Origin of the sequence: Variovorax sp. RTB1, from assembly GCF_035018765.1 — a bacterium.
Taxonomy (GTDB): Bacteria; Pseudomonadota; Gammaproteobacteria; order Burkholderiales; family Burkholderiaceae_C; genus Variovorax.
In genome coordinates, this window is the sequence record NZ_JASJXG010000043.1 from 1 (window position 1) to 18215 (window position 18215).

The window sequence follows — 18215 nt, forward strand, 5'->3', positions numbered from 1 at the left end:
CCGTCGGATCGGCACAGCACGACGGCGATGGGAAGTTTCAACAGCGAGAACCGCATGTATGCCTCCAATCGCATGAGCCGCAAGATTGCGTGATCTAGAGCGCCTATGTATCGCTCCACCGGGTCGTTGGCGCCAACGCGGACTGGCCCAACACGATCGGACTTAACAGATGGCACCTGACTCAGCGCAGCGATGTGTTCTTTTAAAAAGCCAATTACTTTGTGCAAGTGTTGCCAAGTCCAAAGCAAGTAGGCCGCCAAAATGCCGAACACGAAAAAGGACGAAGGGAGCCAGATGCCAAGTAAACCGAGCATCAAAGCGCTGAATGCGACGCCGATGGCAATGAAAGCCAGCCCCACCAGAGGCGCAGCCTTCGGTAACTTATCGAATGCAAACAGTACCGCCAAGATTGAAAGTGCCATCGCCAAGCCCAGCACCACCGGCGGCGCTACTGAAACGTAAGTGCCCTGCTGCAACGCGTCAATGGCACTCGCGTGAACTTCGGTCGAAGTCACCAGCGTGGCTCCGGAGGAGCCTGAAACGTACCACTGCCGTCCCAGCGGTACACCGTTAGTGGGTCCAACGACAACAATGCGCCCCTTGAGCCGATCAGCGGATAGCTTGCCTGCAAGGACCTCAGAATAGGAAATTGACGGGTGCGCTGCTTCGCCATTGAAAGGAATTCCAAATTGCAGATGCGTGCCGTTGGCGATAGCGCGATGCAACGGGGGAGCCGGAGCAACCATCGCGCCCACATAAGGTAGTGAGTTGTCCGGAGCAGGCGCAAAGAGGCTGATGAACCGAAGGCGCTTGCTTGAGTCGTCGGCGCTAAGGCTGGAATGCCCGATGCCTTGAACAGCTGCCGCAAAATGTCCTGTTCGAGTGCGAAGAGCTTCGCTTTGGTTCACGACAGCGCCGGATTGATAGCTTGGAATTGTGAGATACACCGGCAGTTTCCGCAGCGCAGCCGCCAACGCTACATCGTCGTCGCCTTCGAGCTTTGGAAAGCCGAGCCTGAAGTTGAGCACCACGGCGTGGGGCGCCTGCTGAGCAAGCTGGCGCAAGAATTCCGTGTGGATTGCTGCAGGCCACGGCCACGGCCCGATTTCTTGAATACTCCGAGCGTCAATCGAGATGATCTCGACCTCGGAGTTCACAGGCGCTGCCACGCTGGCCATTACGCGGTCATACAGACGTCCGTCCGCAGCCGTGGGCGTGGTGTGATCGACTTTCCATACGATGGCCAGCGGCAACAGGACAGCCAGTAAAACTCGCAATGCAACGCGTGTTTTAAGCTTCCGAAGCATTGACGCAAATTGCCTAAACATCTGCATCGCCAACGTCCGTTTGATCAACTCTTCTGTGAATGAGCCGATAACCCCGGCCATAAATCGTTTGCATCGGGAGCTCGTTACTTTCGAGTGCAAGCTGTCGGCGCTGTTTAAAAATCTGGCTGTTTTGAATTCGTGTGCTGCTGTGTCGCTGGCTTACGCTGGTAGCGTCCATCAAGCGGTTGTGCGATAAATCGCTCCCGATGTTTCGAAACGGCGCTATCGCCAGCCCGAACTCAGCGAATGAAAACGGAAACGTCCGCGGGAAAATCAGCTGCATGTGAAACGAGTCCGTGCGAAGCGATTGCCGGCTATAAACCCGGCACACGTCAAGGCTTCAGGGCCGACAATCGTTGGGAACCTCAGCGGCGAGACCCGCTGCCGCATTTGAGCGGATTCTTCTTCAAGCAGAGGTGTGCGCATTTCAAATTCCAACGGCTTGAAACCCGAGCACCATGATCAGTGAATCCGTGTACAAAATTATGAACAAAGTTTTCGAATTCATTCTCTTTAAATCTATTCCAACGAGGTCTTGTCTTGCTGTCAAAAACGTGCTCGATCGTTAGTTAGGGAGACGCTGATTTATTCCTTAATCACGGCATGCATCCTGCATGCGCAAGAGGGCAAGATTCCCAAGGGTGCCCGGCATGTTCCAACGCAGCTTCGCCAGCGCCGCGTACGCATTGAAGAGGAAACGAACTCGCCGGGAGAAGTTCCTCTTCGACATTGAACGCGTCGTGTCCTGGGCCCGGCTGATTGCCGTGATCGAGCCGCTGCACCTCACCAGTTGACAAGTCGGTCGTCAGCCCATCCGCGTACCTAGGATGCTGCGCATGTACTGTCTCCAGCGGTGGTACGCCTTGGCCGACGAAGCGCTGGAAGACGCCCTATACGACAGCCAGAAGCGCAAGGGACAACCTGGCACGTGGCGGGGTTACGCCGAACGCGCTGGCAAGGTGCCCGAGAGCGTGTGGCTGACTGGCTCGCCTTTGGGCTATCGAGGCGCATGGGAACCACCTGCGCATCGAATCTGCGTTCGCATTTCCAGTCCATGACAGCTGAGCAATGGGTGCATTACGCGGGGTGCGGGCGAGCGAGCCGCCGAAACATCAACGCCGACAGCAGTGTGATCGCGCCCATCGCCACGAAGGTGAATCGAAAGGCGAGCGCAGTCGATTCCAGCTGCGGCATGAAGAAGCCGGCTGCGACGATCCAGAGCGGCGCCCGGTCTGCGCGTGGTCTGGAGATCTGCTCTCAATCACGCATTCAAACGGCTTTGCATGAACTCGATGAACACCCGCAGTTTGCGCGGCGTGTGCGCGCGGCTCGGGTAGTAAAGATAGAAGCCCGGAAACGTCGGCCACCAATCCTGCAGCAGCGGCACGAGCTTGCCTGCGGCGAGGTCGTCCGCAACCAGCGCCTCGAACGTGCAGGCGATACCGGCGCCACCCCGGACCGCGGCCATCAGGATGTCGCCGTCGTTGGTCAATAGTGGCCCGTCGACTTCGATGTCGAAGTCGCGACCTTCTTGCGAAAACTCCCATCGGTAGATGCCGCCAGCGAGGCGCGCATTGAGGCAGCGATGTGACTTGAGGTCCTCAGGAGTCTGCGGCGCAGTAAGGCCCTTGAGGCCCTTCAGGTAACGCGGCGCCGCGACGGTCGCGATGCGATGTTGCCCTCCGAGCGGCACCGCCACCACATCTTGTGCCAGGTTCTCGCCGAGGCGAATGCCGGCATCGAAGCCGCCCGCCACCAAATCGATCATCGCGTTGTCGCAGCTCATCTCGAGAGTGATGTCCGGGAAGGCTTCCAGGAAGGCAACGAGGTGCGGCACGACCAGGATGTCCGACGCCGTGCGTGACAGGTTCAGCCGCAGCAGACCGACAGGCTTGTCTCGCGACTCGTTGACGCCGTCGATGGCGGCCGCGATCGTTGCAAGGCCGGGTTGCGCATCGAGCAGGAACCGTTGGCCGATCTCCGTCACGCCGACGCGTCGCGTGGTGCGGTCGAGCAGGCACACACCCAATCGAGTCTCCAGCGATCGCATAGTTTGCGACAACGCCGAAGGCGAGACACCGAGTTCGGCGGCCGCCTTGGTAAAGCTCGAATGGTGCGCGACGCGGGCGAAAGCGGCGATGGCCGGAAGCAGATCGGACGACATGGTCAATTATGAAGTTGGACTTCATGCCGCATCCCGATCACATGGCTTTATCCGAAGGAATGCGATGCCTATCGTCGAGACAGCTGTTGATTCAATCCGTTCTTATCTCTTTATCCAGGAGCATCTTCATGAGTTCACTCGCAGGCAAAGTCGCCATCGTCACCGGTTCATCGCAGGGCATCGGCGCCGGCATCGCCGAACGACTGGCAGCCGACGGCGCATCGGTCGTCGTCAACTACTCACGCAGCGTCGAACACGCCAATGCGATCGTGCAACGTATCGTCGCGACCGGCGGCAAGGCCGTTGCCGTAAGAGCCGACGTTTCCAAACCGGCTGATATTCCGCTGCTGATCGACGCGGCCATCGAAACCTTCGGGCGGCTCGACATCCTTGTCAACAACGTCGGCGTCTACAAGGTCGACTCGCTCGACACGTTGACCGCGGAAAGCTTCGACGAGCACTTCCACCTCAACGTGCGCGGCTTGCTGCTCGCCACTCAGGCAGCCGCACGCGTGTTGCCGGCCGGCGGCGTCATCGTCAACATCAGCTCTGGCCTCGCCAAGAGCCCGTATCCGATGGTGCATGTCTACAGCGCGACCAAGGGCGCGGTCGACGTGCTAACGCGCACGCTGGGAATGGAGCTCGGTCCGCGCAACATCCGTGTGGTCGGCATCGCGCCCGGCTTCGTCACGACCGAGGGCAATGCAGAGTCGGCTGCGAGCATGACAGACGTGCTGGTCGGCAAGACGCCGCTGGGCCGTGTGGGTCAGCCGCGGGACATCGCGGCAGCGGTGTCGTTCGCGGTGTCGGACGATGCGGCATGGGTCACCGGCAGCACGATCGACGTGGCGGGCGGCATGGTGTTTTAAAACGCCTGAGCCGCCAGCTCAACTATGCGTGCGCGGCGGTGCCACGCTGGCGCCTTCTATGCCGTGCCGCTGCAACGCAGCTGCGACGAAACCCGACGCCTTCATCTCTTCGAGGTAGCTGCTCAACCAGGCCTGCGCTGCAAGGCGACCCTTCGGCACGCCCATGGCCTGCTCGATGACCATGAAACGGCCGGGCAGCATGCGCAGGCCAGCTCCACCACTGCCGTTCAGTCGCATGGCGTCCGCCTCGAGTTGTTGCCGCACGCCCGCAGCCACTTCTAGCTTTTGCGCGATGAACTGGTTCGTTACCTCCGGTGAGGTCGGTATGCGCACCAGCGTGGCGGACTTGATATCGCGCGTGAGATAGAGGTCGTAGGCGCTGCCACGGCCGACCACGATGCGCGTGCCGGCGCGGTCGACTTCTTCATTGCGCTGAAGCGGCGACTCGTTGCGTACGAGGTAGGCGCCTTCGATCACCACGTACGGCGCCGTGTAGTCGGTGTCGGCAGCACGCACCGGATCGATCGCGACGAAGGCAAGGTCGACCTGCCGCGCCTTGACCGCTTCGACCACGTTGCCCGCGGAGTTGAACGGCACAAGTTCGATGGGCAAGCCCAGGCGGCGGGCTGCTTCGCGTGCGAGGTCGACAGAGACACCTTGCGGCTCGCCCGACGGCCCACGGCTCGCGAGGATCGGGTTGCCGAGGTTGATCGCGGCACGCAGCTTGCCGGTGCTGCCGAGTTCGGCGATGGCTGCGGCACGCGTATCGAGTCGGATGCTTGCGCAGCCGGTCAACAGCAGGCCGCCTGCGGCACCGTGGAAGGAACGTCGGGTCAGGTTCATCGGTAAGACTTTAGTGGCGCCGCTCGTCATGCTGCCCGACGACACCTAGGGAAATCCCTGAGTAGCATGCGCGCAGCCGCACATAGGATGCAAAGTTACATTTATTCACACTTGTACTCCATGCAATCCGATCTGAGTTGGTCACGGCGTTCCTTTCTGGCTGCCATGGGTGCGGGCGCATGCGCGCAAGCGGTGGGCGCGGCGGAGAGTTCAGCGCCCGGCGCGATGAAATGGATCGTCGGTTATCCGGCCGGCGGCGGTGCCGATTTCGTGACGCGTGTGCTTGCGGCGCAGCTCGGCTCCCAGATGAAGCAGGACATCGAAGTAGTGAACATGCCGGGCAAAGGCGGCACGCTCGCCGCCGGTGCCGCGGCGCATGCGGCCGCCGATGGCCGCAACCTGTTTACCGCTGACAACGGCATCCTGGTCTACAACGCCTCGCTGTTCAAGACACTGCCCTACGACCCGGACAAGGATTTCGCGCTCATTGGCTTCATGGCCCGCACGCCGTTGCTGCTGGTGGTGTCGCCCAAGTCCGGCTTCACCAGCTTCGAGCAGATCCTGAAGGCGTCGAAGGCCGGCCGTACGCCACCGCTTCAATACGCATCGCCGGGCGAAGGCTCGCCGCACCATCTTGCGATGGAACTGCTCAAGAGCCAGACCGGTCTCGTGGCCACTCACGTGCCTTACCGCGGCACCGGCATGGCGCTCCCCGATGTCGTGTCGGGCAAAGTGCCGATGCTCGTCGTCGACCTGGCAGGCGGGCTCATTCCGATCAAGAGTGCGGCTGTCGTTCCGGTGCTTTCGATGTCGGGGCGGCGAGTGACGCAACTGCCCGACATGCCGACGGTTTCGTACGACCTGACGGGCCCACTGAACGCCTATGCGACCGTCGGCCTGGTGGCCCCGGCCGCGACGCCCATGCCGATGCAGGAGCGACTCAACGCAGAACTGCAAACCGCCATGCGCGTCCCCGAGGTGTCTCGCAAACTCAACGATGCGGGATGGGAAACGGCGGCGGCCGATGCGACCTTGCTCCGCGCCTACATGGCTGCCGAACGCGCCATCTGGCCCGCGCTGATTCGCAATCGGGGCATCACCGTGACGCAGTAAAAAAGCGAATCGCACAGAGTTCGCGGAACAGCCTCGCGCGCTCACTCGACGGACGCGGCATCCGTTTTCTGTTTGCTCTCCAGCACAAACGCCTCCGCCTCGGAATACGAGTGGAGCACCAGATCGATCAAATCCTCGACCTGCTTTTCTTCGACCGAAGAATCGTCGAGTGCCAGCTTGATGGTGGCAAGAATCGCGTCCGGCAACGCGGCGCGCAGCTCGGCCGCCTTCTGCCGCCACTGCGCCAACCCGTCCTGCCGCGGATAGACGAGGAAGACAGTGCCCACCAGACTGGCCTTGTCCGCCGTCTCGGGGTCTTGGGGTTCGTTAGTCGACACGCTCCGGGCGTCCACGCCCTCCTCCCGCAGCGCCCTGACGAGCAGTTCCATCAGCAGATCGTCACGGTCGGTGCCAAAGCCCATGCACAGAACGATCGAACGCGAGGGCACATCGAGCCGCCCTTGCCACCGGCCGAGGCGCGCTTCGCGCATGTGCCGCAGATGGGCACCCATGTTGGCGTCGACCAGCGAAGTCGGCGCCCGACGGCGTGCCGTGCGCCGTGCCGGCTGCTCCCTCGACAACGATTCGGCCAAGGCGACGATGTTCGCCAGGATGCGCTCGCGCTGCTGCTGGTCGATACGCCCGATGCGAAAGTCCGCTGCGCCGAGCGCCAGTCCCGGAAACAGAACGTGATCGCAGTACCTGGCAAAGCTGCTGCGCCGTAGAAACGCCCGCGCCTCCTGCAAGTTGACGGACGCATTGCCCGACAACGCTCGCTGATAGAAGCGCTGGCCGGCAGACAGCCCCGGGGCATCGCTGAGAAGAATCGTGAATGGCGCAAGTGCTTTGACGTGTCGGCCCATCACCACCAGACACAGTGTCAGCGGCGTAGACAACAGCAGTCCCACAGGCCCCCAGAGCGCGCCCCAGAACAAGGCGGACACGATGACCGCCAGCGGCGCCAGACCCGTGCTGTGTCCGTAGACCTGCGGCTCCAGCACATTGGCGAAGACGAGTTCGAGCACACCGAAGAATCCCAGGCTGGCCAGCACGAGCGTCCACCCGGGATCGACCGCCGCCGCGAACACCGCGATCAGCGCGGCTGCGCCCAGCACACCCACATACGGGATGAATCGCAGCAGCGCGGCGACGCAACCCCATAGCGCGGCATGCGGCAGTCCTATCGCCCAAAGTCCCACGCCGACCACGGTGCCGAAGATCGCGTTGACGATCGATTGCGACAGGAAGAAGCGCGACACGCCTTGCGCCGCCGCGCTCAGTGCCTGCACCGTCGTCCCCAGCTCCGCCTCGCCGACCAGGCGGATGAAGCGGTCGCTGAGCGACTCGTGCTCCAGCAGGATGAAGACCAGCAGCACGAACACGATGCCAGCCTGCCCGACCGGTCCCCATAGCGTCGATAACAGTTTGGTGACCCGCTCCCCAGCCGACTGCGGTGCCTGGACGGCCGGTGCGGGCGGCGGCGCAACCACCGTGGCCCGACTGCCTTGACGCCGCGGTGCGGTCGCCTCGGGCGGCGCGGCCTGCGGCAACATTCCTTTGAGTTCAGACTCGATTCGTTCGAACGGGCGGACCGTGAACTCACGGATCGCGTCGACCTTGCCACTGATGGCCGCCGTGTACTGGGGCAGATCGCCGGCGACGGCGACGAGCTGTATCGCCAGCACCGCGCTGATCCAGGCCACGCACGCTGCCGCCAACACCACCGACACCAGCGTGGCCACGGTCCGGCCCAGACCCGCCACCGCAAGTCGTCGCACCAGGGGCGCCAGCACCAGGCTCAAGACACCCGCGATGACGATGGGCTTCAGAAAATCCTGACCGAAGTGCAGCAACAGCAGCACGCACGTGGCTGGGACGATCAGGCCGAACTGGAAGTTCTTGAGATTGGGCAATGGGCGCAGACAACGTTGTGGCGATGGTGAAGATGTTCTTGGGAAGCGAGATCTATGCCGCCTCCGGCATCGCCAGCACAGCGGTCAACGCAAAGTCCACCAGCAGCAGCCATGTCATTTCGAGATCGATGATGCTGTGGTGATCCGAGCCCGCAATCGTCTTCACCGATACCGGTGTCGGCCATGCCGCGATGAGCTTGGCGGAGCGCTCCGGCAACACGACGTCATCGCGCTCGGCCAGCAGCACTTGCGTCTTGGCAGCGACGCCGAGGCAATGCGCCAGCGAGTTGAACTGGTGCCGCAACAACAGCGATAACGGCACCAGCGGAAAGCGCTTCTTGGCGACCTCCAGCATGGAGTCGTACGGGGTGATCAGCTGCAGGCTGGTAAACGCCTGCTGCGCCACGAGTTGAATGGCCACGCCCGAACCAAGGCTGCGACCGACGACATGCAATCGCGCATGCGGAAAAGCCTTGCGCAAATGATTCGCGAACTGAACCGCGTCTGCGACCGAGGCGATTTCCGATGGATGCCCTTCGGAGTCCGCCATGCCCCGGTAGTTGACCGCGGCAAAGCCGAAGCCTTCAGGCAGCCAGTGCAGTGCCTTGGCCGTGGCACGAACATCCTCGCCGCGGCCAGCGAAGTAGATGAAAAGGTCTTGCAGCGCCGCCTCGCCGTGCGGGTGATAGACATAGCCGCGCACCATGCCGCCCGGCACAGTGTGAGAGTAGGTGGAGAAGTCGGCGGACAAGGCGACGACCGGCAGCTTGCGCGTGTCGAAAAGGATGTGGCCCTGCCGGGCGGAAAGCAGCGCCCAGTAAGCAGCGATCGCACCGAGCGCGGCGCCCGATGCGGACAGGGCGACGCGATAGGCTTTGGATGACAAAGTGGGTTCCGAAAGCGCATGACGGTATGCGCGTCCGAGTATGCATGGCGCGGGGATGCGCCGAATCTCGGGAACCTCAGGCCAGATAAGCCTCGAGCACGCCGGCATCGGCGCGCAGCGCGTCCACCGTTCCCTCCGTCACGATCGACCCGCGCTTCATGAGATAGGCGTAGTCGCAGACAGACAACGCGATCTCGGCGTTCTGCTCGACCAGCAGGATCGACTGGCCCTCGCGATGCAGGGTGACGATCGCCTGGAACACCAGGTCCACGATCGATGGCGCCAATCCCATCGACGGTTCGTCGAGCACGAGCATGCTGGGCTCGGTCATCAGTGCGCGGCCGATGGCGAGCATCTGCTGCTCACCGCCGCTCATGAGGCCCGCGATCTGGCCGCGCCTTTCCTTCAAACGAGGAAACAGGTCATAGACACGCGCCATCAAGTCGCTCGCGTTGCCACGCCCGGCGTAGCTGCTGAGCTTCAGGTTCTCTTCCACCGTGAGGGGCGCGACCACCATGCGTCCTTCAGGCACCAGCGCGAGCCCACGCCGGACGACACGATGCACCGGCATCGCAGAGATCTCTTCACCGTCGAGTTTGATCGAGCCCTTTACCGGCCGATGCAAGCCCGCGATGCTGCGCAACGTGGTCGATTTGCCCGCGCCGTTGGCACCGAGGATGGCGACCATGCTGCGCGGCCGGACCTCGAAACTGAGGTCGGTGACGGCGCGAATGGCGCCGTAGCTAGCGCAGAGCGCGGATACGGTCAGCATCAGCAGTGTTTCCAAAGTAAGCAGCCTGCACATCGGGGTGCGCCATGCAGTCTGCGGGTGTTCCATGGGCAAGCAGGCGGCCGAAGTTCATCACCGTGACGTCGTCGCAGAATTCTTTGACCAGCCGCACGTTGTGCTCGACCATCAGCACCGTCAGTCCGCCGTCGCGCAGGCTGTGGACGAGACTTCCGATCTCGTTCGATTCCTGCACGTTCATTCCGGCGGTGGGCTCGTCGAGCAGCAAAAGCCGCGGCCCGGTGCCGAGTGCACGAGCGATCTCGACCCGGCGCTGTTCTCCATACGACAGCGTTTCCGCCAGCAGATGCGCCTGTCGGCCCAGCTGCACGCGCTCCAGCAATTCGTAGGCATGAAGCTCGACCGCCTTGCGTGCGGCGCGGGCCTTCGGCAGGCCAAGGAACGATGCCCACAACGACGCACCGCGCCGCAGATAGCAACCCGCCATCACCTGCTCCAGCACCGTCATGCCGCTGAAGAGCCGCACGTTCTGATAGGTGCGGGCGATGCCCTGGGAAGCGATGTCGTATGCCGCACTGCGCTGGATCTCGACACCGCCGAATCGGATGGTGCCGGTGTCCGATGGCAGCAAGCCGCTGATGAGATTGACCAGCGTCGTCTTGCCGGCGCCGTTCGGGCCCATGACACCTGCAACGCTGCCCGCTTTGACCGTCATCGACAGGCCGGAGACGGCAGCGACGCCGCCGAAGTTCTTGCCGATGGCCTCGACCGCCAGCAGCGGCAGATCGGATGCAACGCTCATCGCATTCAAAGCGCGGCTCCGGCAGCTGACGCTACTTTTGCGGGCGCGCCGTCTGCATCGGCATTTGCATTTGCATTTGCATCTGCATTGCGTGCGGCGCGGCGCAAGCGAATGGCGCGCGGATCGACCAGCCCTCGCGGCAGGAAGATCATGATCAGCAGCAACACGACCCCGTTCGCCACTTCCTGGAAATGAGGCACGAAGGCTTGCGCGATCACCGGCAATGCAGTGAACACCGCCGCCCCGATGATCGATCCGATCCAGTGATACGACCCCCCCAGCACCACGGCCGCGATCATGGTGAAAGCGATGTTCACGAAGTAAGTGTCGGGCGAAAGAAACTGCAGGACCAGGGCGAGCAACATGCCGCCGAGGCCACCGACTGCCCCCGAGATCACGAACGCGATCGTCTGTATCCGGCGCGGTGCGATGCCCAGGCTGGATGCAACCGCCGGATCTTCGCGCACCGCTTGCGCCGCGATGCCGTACCACGACACCGACAGCCGGTAGAACACGATCATGGCCAGCGCCAGCAGGATGCCCAGTACGCCGATCGGCAGTGTGACCGGCACGCTCAGTCCGTTGACGCCGCCGGTCAGACTCGGCACGTTGATGACGGCGACGCGCACGATCAGGATGAGCGCCAGGCTTGCCAGCGCCATCCAGTGACTCTCGAGCCTGAGAAAGATCAAGGCGACGACATAAGCCAACAGCGCACCCGCCGCCATGGCCGCGGGCAAGAGGATCAGCGGATCGAGACCCGTCTGCAAAATCAGCCGCGCGCCCACGAAGCCACCGATGGCGGCATAGGTCACGGTGGCAAAGCTCAGGATGCCGGCCGACAGCACGGAATAGGTGCTGAGTGCGAAGAAGGCATTGACGATCGCGAACGCGACAGTGCTTTGGTAGGTACGCCAGAAATCGGCAAGTGCTTGCATGGTTGCTTGTATGAAATCAGGCCCGAGAAAAACCGAGACTGCCGAACAGGCCGCGCGGTCGTACCAGCAGAAAAGTCAGCAACAGCGCATAGGTGATGCCGTCACGCAGACCCGACGACAGGTACTGCGCCGACATCACCTCCAGCACACCGAGCCCGACACCGGCGACTGCGGTGCCGCGAACGTCGTCGTAGCCGCCGACCACCACCGCGGCGAACCCCTTGAGCAGCAGGCCCTCGCCAAGCAGGAACGAAACGTTGTGCGTGGTGATGCCACCGAGAACGCCGGCCAGGCCTGAAGTCGCACCGGCGATGAAGGCGGTGACGATCACGACATAACGCGGATTGACGCCGCCCAGAGAGGCGGCCGTCTGGTTCCAGCCGACCGCACGCATGGCCGCACCGAAGCGGCTGCGCCGGATGAGGATGTGGAGGCCGAAGGTCACGACGAGCATGACCGCCACGGTGATGAGCTGCATCGCCGGAATAGGAATGTCGCCCAGATGGAACATGGTGCCCGGATAGCTTCCGCGGGGAAAGCTCAGGCTCTGCTGCCCGGTAGCGGTACCGGCCAGGTTGTCGAGAATGATCCAGAACGCAATGCTGGTAATGAGCGCGCCCAGCATGCCGCTGCCGCGTTTGCGCAGCGGCTGAAAGGCGATCTGGTCGACCACGACCGCGAGCAGCCCGCCCCCGACGACACCGACGACCAGTGCCGGCAGGAAAGGCAGCTTCAGCTGTTCGACCGCTGCCAGCGCCGCGATCGCGGCCCAGCTCGCATAGCTGCCGTGCGCCGCATTCAGGATGCCGAGCGTCGAAAAAACGATCCCGAAACCGAGGCCGAACAGCGCGTACAGCGCACCGAGCGCGCAACCATTGATCAGTTGCTCGATGAAGAGTTGCATGACCCCGCGCCTACTTGGGTGCGACCCAGGGCACGATCTTGCCTTCAGCAGACCAGGCCACCACCAACGTGCCAGCCGTCTCTGCCTGGCCGTTGTTCATGGCCTCCCCGCCATAGACCTGATGGTCGATCTTCGTCACCTTCGACAGTGCCTGGCCCAGCGCCTCGCGGGTCGGTTTGCCGGAAAGCGACTTCAACCCCTGTGCGATGAACCACACCACCTGGTAGCCCTGGGCCGAATAGATGTCGGGCGCCGCGTTGAACTTCTTCTGGTAAGCCGCGACGAAAGCCTTGGCTTCTGGCGTTTCCACGATCGAGTCGGAGAAGCTGACCGGGAACGGTACGCCGACGACCGAGTCGCCCATCTTCTTGAAGATGGAAGCCGGCGACAGCACGTCGTTGCCGACGATGGTCTTGGCGTAGCCGCGATCCTTCAGCGCGGTGATGGCACCGGCGGCAGCACCCTGCGTCGCATAGACCAGGATGATGTCGGCCTTCAGACCCATGGCTTGCGTCGCGGCCGCGGTGAAGTCCGTGTCCTTCGTCAGCACGCTGACCACCCCGGCGGTGGTCACGCCCTTGGCCTCGAGCGCTTCGCGGGTCGCGTTCATGCGACCCTTGAAGGCGTCGTTGTCGGCCGCGAGGATGTAGGCGGCGGTCTTCGGCTTGACCGCATCGACGATCGTGAGCGCGGTGGCTTTGTCTTTGGGGCCGGGCAGGATCGTCATGCTGTAGACATAGGGCAGTTGCGGCAGGCCGGCCGCCGTCGCGCCGAAGATCACGAGCGGTGTCTTCGCCTCCGTCACGATCGGCTTCAGGGAGCCGGCAACCGGCGACAGAATGCAGCAGCTGATCGCCAGCAGCGAAGGGTCGGCCACGAACTGATTGGTCGCCTGGATCGCGCGGGCGGCATCGCTGCCGCTCTCCTTCGGGTCCAGCACGATCGAGGCGCCGCCGAGGTACTTCTGCGTCTTGACCTCCTCCGCTGCCAGCTGCGCGCCGTTCCAGTAGGACTGGCCGGCCGAGGCAATGGCGCCGGTGTTCTCGGTGACGAATCCGACCTTGTAGTCGCCCGGCGCGAGGCCCTGAGCGGACACCGGTCCGACATGGACGAACAATGCAGCCAGCGCTGCACCTACCAACGAAACATTCTTCAAGTTCCAGCTTTTCATCTCTTGTCTCCTCAGGGTGGTTGTCTTGGTCGGCTGTTCAAGGTTGCGCATGTTGAACAGTCCGCGTCTTGTCGGCGAGAAATCTTTTCTTCAGATAGGTCTCGAGTCCGCCCGCTTCCAGCATGTCGAGGTCGGCGCGCGGCAGCGGCTCGAAAGCGATCTCGGTGCCCTGCGTCAGGTTGCGCACGCAGTGGCCCGCCCAGTCGACTTCCAGTTCGTCCCAGCGTTCGGCGAACTGGAGGATGCCGGGGCACGGCACCTGCGGAAAGCCCATGCTGATTTCACCGCGCCAGTAGCCCGGAGAAAACGACTCGGCAATGACGCCCGCGATGCCCATGTGACGCATGGCTTTCATCGGCGGATAGTGAGGATGGCCGTAGCCGAAGTTGTGGTTGCCAAGCAGCAGATCGCCGGGCTTCACCAGACTGGCGAAGGCGGGGTCGTATTCCTGCATCGCGGCCTTGCTCAGTTCGTCGATGTTGGTGGTCTTGATGTTCTTGACGCCGACGATCTGGTCGACGTCGAAGTCGATCTCGTCGAACTTGAAGGCCACGCGGCCGCGCAGGTTGATGAGTGCCATGCTCTTCTCCTTGGCCGTTAACCGTTACCGGCGAGGTACGGACGCGGGTCGGCGATCTTGCCTTCGACCGCAGAGGCCGCGAGCACCGCGGCGTTGCACAGGTAGATCTCCGAATCCGGGCTGCCCATGCGACCGCGCACATTGAGCGTGCCGGTGGACACGGCGCGCTGGCCCGGTGCCATCGTCGCGATGCGGCCGAAGCAGTAGTCGCACGACGGCGACGACACGAAGGCGCCGGCCTCGACGAACACCGACAGCAGACCTTCCCGCGCTGCGGCAGCCATGATTTCCTGGCTGGTCGGTACCACGTGCAAAGCGAAACCCGGTGCGACCTGTCGGCGCGCCAGCACCTGGGCGGCAGCGCGCAGGTCTTCGATGCGACCGGAGGCGCAGGAGCCGAGATAGCCGGTATGGACCGGGAGGTTCAGGTAGTCGCTCAGGTCGCGCGTGTTGGCCGGACTTGGCGGGATCACGATGATGGGCTCGAGCGTCGACAGGTCGATCTCGTGTCGCGCTGCGTAGTGCGCGTCCTCGTCGCTGTAGACGGGTTCGAGCTTGATGCGGGCGCGCGGCATGGCGTATTCGAGGCGCTTGGCATCGGGATTGACGATGGCCGTCACAGCGCCGGTGAACATCGCCAGACCGGTGATGGTTTGCAGGGCGTCGTTCGACATGTCGGCCACCGCCGGCCCACCGATCTCCAGCACCTGGAAGCGACATGAAGCCGCACCCAGCACACGCACCAGGTGATGGAACACATCGCGCGCCATCACGCCGGGCTGCAACTTGCCGACCAGATCGACGCGTGTCGTGTGCGGCACGCGGATCGAGACCCGCTCCAGTGCAAAGGCCTCGAGCACGTTGCGCCTGAGACCCATGGCCAGCGTGCCGAAGGTGCCCAGCTGGCTCACATGGCCGTCGAAGTGAACCACGAACGCGCCTGGCGTGGCGTAGCCCACTTCGGACGACACCTGGTGCCCGATGCCCTTGCGTTCATACAGCTTCACGTCGTTGATGGTGGTCCATTCACGCGTGCCCTTGTGCAGCTCTTCTTCAGCCGGCGAGATGGCTGGGACCATGTGGTCGATGAAGATGCCGAAGCGTTCCGGCTCGGGCATCTTGGTGATGCCGAAGTCGTCTTTCAACTGCTTGAAGATCACGTCGGTGTAGCCCGGGAAGTCGTAAGCCAGCACGAAGTCGGGCTTTGCCATGACCTCGTCGCCGGCCTTGACGGACGCCAGGCCCGACACGCGCGCGAGGATCTTTTCGGTGATGGTGAAACCCATGGATTTGTCTCCAGTTCGAGAGTGTTTTTCAGTGCTCGGCGCGCGTGGACTCAGGCCGCGTTGCGCAATCCGAGCGAGCCGGGATTCATGAGGCCCTTGGGGTCGAGTGCCCTCTTGATAGCCGTGAGCATGTTCCAGGTCGCTGGCTGCATCACTTGTTGCAGCGGATAGTCACGGCCGATTTGCCAGTTGACACCGCCCAGTTCCAGGTAGACCTGCTGCACGCCCTTGCGCAAGGCGATCACGGCCTCACGCGCAGGCAGATTGGCGGGACGGTCGAGCCATGGCCCGACCACGTCGTCACCGAGACTCTGGCGGTGCAGCGGCGTGATCTCGTCCTGCCAGTAGAAGGCCGGTTCGAGAAAAAATTCGTTGCCGACGGTCATGGTGAGGTGCGACAGGATGATGCCGTGCTGCTTCATCATCGCGGCCTGACTCTCGAAGTACGCCGCACTCGCCTCGACCACGCGCGCGGTCTCGCTCATCGGGAACACCGCATGGATCGGGACCCAACGCTGACCATCCGCGCCGAGCATGCCGCGCACCGGGTTGAAAGGACGCGAGCGCATCACCCGCGCTGCGGCGTTCTCGATCTCGATGCCATGCTTCTTGCCGATGGCGCGCAGCGCTGCCAGGTTGGCGGTCAGCGCATCGGCCGTCTTGCCCTCGACAACGAGGTGCAGCGAACACGCATGGTCGGCCAGGTAGTTCGCGCCGGTCGTCGCCACGTTCACTGCATCCTTGATGCCCTGGAACAAACCTTTCGACGAACGCGCAACACTGCTCAGGATCTTCACGCCGTCTGACAACTTGTTGACGCTCGCCGAGTTCAACGCCTTGGCGCGGTCGATGCCGAAACCTTCGGAGATCGCCTGTACGGCGCTCATCTCGGCCTGGGCCAATGCCATCGACTTCATGTCTTCGAAGCCGAAACCCAGGTAGTCCAGATGCTGGGGCGCCGCGTCGAGCTTGAGCGTGGCACCGAGCTTCAGACCGAAGGCGCCGGTGTCTCCGAGAAACAGGCCCGTCATGTCCGGCCCTGCATAGCGGGTGAAGGGCTTCGTGCCCACACGTCCGCCCGAACCGGTGGTCACGACCTCGCCGCTGGCGAGCAGCACGGTCACGCCCAGTACGCTGGCGGCGACAGTCCCGTGCAGGGTCGATCCGAAGAAGGCGCTGTTCTGAGACAAGGCGCCGCCGACCGTGGCGTTGATGCCAGACAACGGACCCCAGTAGCCGGTGTTCATGCCGGTGGCCTTCAGCGCTTCGTGCACCTGCGCCCAGGTGCAACCGGCCTCGACCGTGATGTACCGGTCAGGCACGTTGATCTCCAGCACCTTGTTCAGCTTGCGCGTGTCGATGACGATGGTTTGCGTGCTCTCCGGCAGGTAGCCCTTGGTATAGGACATGCCGCCGCCGCGCGGCACGATGGCGATCTCGTGCGCCGCTGCAGTCTTGACCGCAGCCACGGCCTGCGCCTGCGTTTGCGGCAACACGATGCACATCGGCACGATGCCCGGCTGCCAGAAGATATCGTTGGCGTAGTACTCGCACGTCACGCTGTCCGACAGCACCTGGGCGGAGCCCACGGCGTCGCACAGCGCTGAGAGAAAGGATTCGTTTGGCATTGGGAATGAATCTTTGTGGTGACCGTGCGATGTGAGAAGACCGGACTCAGCCGGCCACCACGAGGTCGTCGGCAGGCCTGAAGTCGTAGCCGGCCGCATGGCGCTTCACGTACCCGCCGTGCGGCGCGCCGAAGTGGGCAGGAAGCAGCAATGCGTTGCGGTCGTGGCAGTAGTCGAGGATGGAGCGGCGCGTGGCGCGAGCCTGGCTCGCCATCTCGCAAAAGCGGCTGTTCCAGTCGGGGCGAAACACCTGCATCGGCTGGTGCAGCGAGTCGCCGGGAAAGATCGCCGCGTCGTTGCCGGATTCGAGCTTCAGCATTCCGTGACCGGCGGTATGGCCGATCGCGTCATGGAAGAACAGGCCTTCGATGATCCTTGAACCGTCGTCGATGAACTCGGCTTGCCCGGCCTCGATGACCGGCATCACGCTGTCTTCTATGACCGCGATGTTCTCAGGCATCGTGACGTGTCCGCCGGTCGGCGATTGCCAATGCTCGAATTCGCGACGCGAGAAGATGTACTTTGCGTTGGGAAAGGTCGGCACCCATTTGCCGTCCACCCATCTCGTATTCCAGCCGACGTGATCGATGTGCAAGTGCGTGCAGATCACGAGCGTCACGTCCTCGGGACGCACGCCGGATTCGGTGAGCCGGTCGAGGTACGGCAGATGCAATTGATGGAAGCGCTCGAACAACGGAAGCGCACGTGTCTTGTCGTTGCCGCAGCCGGTGTCGATCAGGATGGTGTGCTTGTCGTCGCGGATCATCCACGAGTGCATGCTCGACATGACCTTCTGGCTGGGCTCGTCCCAAAACCGCGGCGTCGACAGCACCTTGTGCTCTTCGAAGATGTCGGGCGTGTAGTCAGGAAAGAGAAACTCAGGCTTGAATCCCGGCGTCAGCATTTCTTCAATGCGCGTCACGTGGTACGAGCCGATCCGGAATGTCTTCATCTGTTTCGCCGTGGTCTCTTGGTGCGTCGATGTTAGGCAGGCCGTATCGGTCGCCTCACAGGGTAAACGTCCATGCCACCACAATGTGGC

Annotated in this window: 16 protein-coding genes and 1 pseudogene; 3 read left to right on the top strand and 14 right to left on the bottom strand. The window is 63.0% G+C overall.

Annotation, left to right across the window (positions count from 1 at the left end; all coding sequences use genetic code 11):
• The coding region (locus QN397_RS20885; RefSeq protein WP_323501829.1) for a CHASE2 domain-containing protein at positions 1 to 1388 on the bottom strand (1388 nt) is incomplete at its 3' end.
• 590 nt (positions 1389 to 1978) lie between these two features.
• On the opposite strand from QN397_RS20885, the pseudogene QN397_RS20890 reads away from it, so the two are divergent.
• Positions 1979 to 2233, top strand: a pseudogene (locus QN397_RS20890) (transposase); the annotation flags it as partial.
• A gap of 356 nt (positions 2234 to 2589) precedes the next feature.
• Here the strand turns inward: QN397_RS20890 and QN397_RS20895 are convergent.
• Positions 2590 to 3492 carry a LysR family transcriptional regulator gene (locus tag QN397_RS20895; RefSeq protein WP_323501830.1) on the bottom strand — a complete coding sequence of 301 codons (903 nt, stop codon included), beginning with the start codon at positions 3490 to 3492 and terminating at the stop codon, positions 2590 to 2592.
• 128 nt (positions 3493 to 3620) lie between these two features.
• Here QN397_RS20895 and QN397_RS20900 point away from each other — a divergent pair, with 128 nt between their 5' ends.
• Positions 3621 to 4361 carry a glucose 1-dehydrogenase gene (locus QN397_RS20900; RefSeq protein WP_323501831.1) on the top strand — a complete coding sequence of 247 codons (741 nt, stop codon included), beginning with the start codon at positions 3621 to 3623 and terminating at the stop codon, positions 4359 to 4361.
• Positions 4362 to 4379: 18 nt separating this feature from the next.
• On the opposite strand, the gene QN397_RS20905 is transcribed toward QN397_RS20900, so the two are convergent.
• Positions 4380 to 5204 (bottom strand): ABC transporter substrate-binding protein, encoded by an 825-nt coding sequence (locus QN397_RS20905; protein WP_323501832.1) that lies wholly within the window; start codon positions 5202 to 5204, stop codon positions 4380 to 4382.
• 120 nt (positions 5205 to 5324) lie between these two features.
• On the opposite strand from QN397_RS20905, the gene QN397_RS20910 reads away from it, so the two are divergent.
• Positions 5325 to 6317 carry a Bug family tripartite tricarboxylate transporter substrate binding protein gene (locus QN397_RS20910; RefSeq protein WP_323501833.1) on the top strand — a complete coding sequence of 331 codons (993 nt, stop codon included), beginning with the start codon at positions 5325 to 5327 and terminating at the stop codon, positions 6315 to 6317.
• A gap of 41 nt (positions 6318 to 6358) precedes the next feature.
• Here QN397_RS20910 and QN397_RS20915 read toward each other — a convergent pair whose 3' ends face one another.
• The 11 genes from QN397_RS20915 to QN397_RS20965 all read right to left on the bottom strand — a co-directional run bounded on the left by QN397_RS20915 (position 6359) and on the right by QN397_RS20965 (position 18125).
• Positions 6359 to 8230, bottom strand: coding sequence for an AI-2E family transporter (locus tag QN397_RS20915; protein WP_323501834.1), 1872 nt, complete (start codon positions 8228 to 8230; stop codon positions 6359 to 6361).
• A gap of 52 nt (positions 8231 to 8282) precedes the next feature.
• The gene (locus tag QN397_RS20920) at positions 8283 to 9116 is read right to left on the bottom strand and encodes an alpha/beta hydrolase (protein ID WP_323501835.1); all 834 of its coding nucleotides are present in this window, start codon (positions 9114 to 9116) and stop codon (positions 8283 to 8285) included.
• A 76-nt stretch (positions 9117 to 9192) separates the two neighbouring features.
• Positions 9193 to 9888: an ABC transporter ATP-binding protein gene (locus QN397_RS20925; RefSeq protein ID WP_187051980.1), complete on the bottom strand. Its 696-nt coding sequence runs from the start codon at positions 9886 to 9888 to the stop codon at positions 9193 to 9195.
• Positions 9860 to 10666 carry an ABC transporter ATP-binding protein gene (locus QN397_RS20930; RefSeq protein WP_323501836.1) on the bottom strand — a complete coding sequence of 269 codons (807 nt, stop codon included), beginning with the start codon at positions 10664 to 10666 and terminating at the stop codon, positions 9860 to 9862. Before QN397_RS20930 ends, QN397_RS20925 begins: the two co-directional genes overlap by 29 nt.
• Before the next feature lie 5 nt (positions 10667 to 10671).
• A complete protein-coding gene (locus tag QN397_RS20935; protein ID WP_323501837.1) occupies positions 10672 to 11604 on the bottom strand; it encodes a branched-chain amino acid ABC transporter permease in 933 nt (310 codons plus the stop codon).
• A gap of 16 nt (positions 11605 to 11620) precedes the next feature.
• On the bottom strand, positions 11621 to 12508 hold the full coding sequence (locus QN397_RS20940) for a branched-chain amino acid ABC transporter permease (RefSeq protein WP_323501838.1): 888 nt from the start codon (positions 12506 to 12508) through the stop codon (positions 11621 to 11623).
• A gap of 10 nt (positions 12509 to 12518) precedes the next feature.
• Positions 12519 to 13679: an ABC transporter substrate-binding protein gene (locus tag QN397_RS20945; RefSeq protein ID WP_323498267.1), complete on the bottom strand. Its 1161-nt coding sequence runs from the start codon at positions 13677 to 13679 to the stop codon at positions 12519 to 12521.
• A gap of 37 nt (positions 13680 to 13716) precedes the next feature.
• Positions 13717 to 14259 carry a 3-isopropylmalate dehydratase gene (locus QN397_RS20950; protein WP_323501839.1) on the bottom strand — a complete coding sequence of 181 codons (543 nt, stop codon included), beginning with the start codon at positions 14257 to 14259 and terminating at the stop codon, positions 13717 to 13719.
• Positions 14260 to 14276: 17 nt separating this feature from the next.
• The gene (locus QN397_RS20955) at positions 14277 to 15545 is read right to left on the bottom strand and encodes a 3-isopropylmalate dehydratase large subunit (RefSeq protein ID WP_323501840.1); all 1269 of its coding nucleotides are present in this window, start codon (positions 15543 to 15545) and stop codon (positions 14277 to 14279) included.
• A gap of 50 nt (positions 15546 to 15595) precedes the next feature.
• Positions 15596 to 17173, bottom strand: coding sequence for an FAD-binding oxidoreductase (locus QN397_RS20960; RefSeq protein ID WP_323501841.1), 1578 nt, complete (start codon positions 17171 to 17173; stop codon positions 15596 to 15598).
• Between the two features lie 46 nt (positions 17174 to 17219).
• Positions 17220 to 18125 carry an MBL fold metallo-hydrolase gene (locus QN397_RS20965; RefSeq protein ID WP_323501842.1) on the bottom strand — a complete coding sequence of 302 codons (906 nt, stop codon included), beginning with the start codon at positions 18123 to 18125 and terminating at the stop codon, positions 17220 to 17222.
• Between the last annotated feature and the right edge of the window lie 90 nt (positions 18126 to 18215).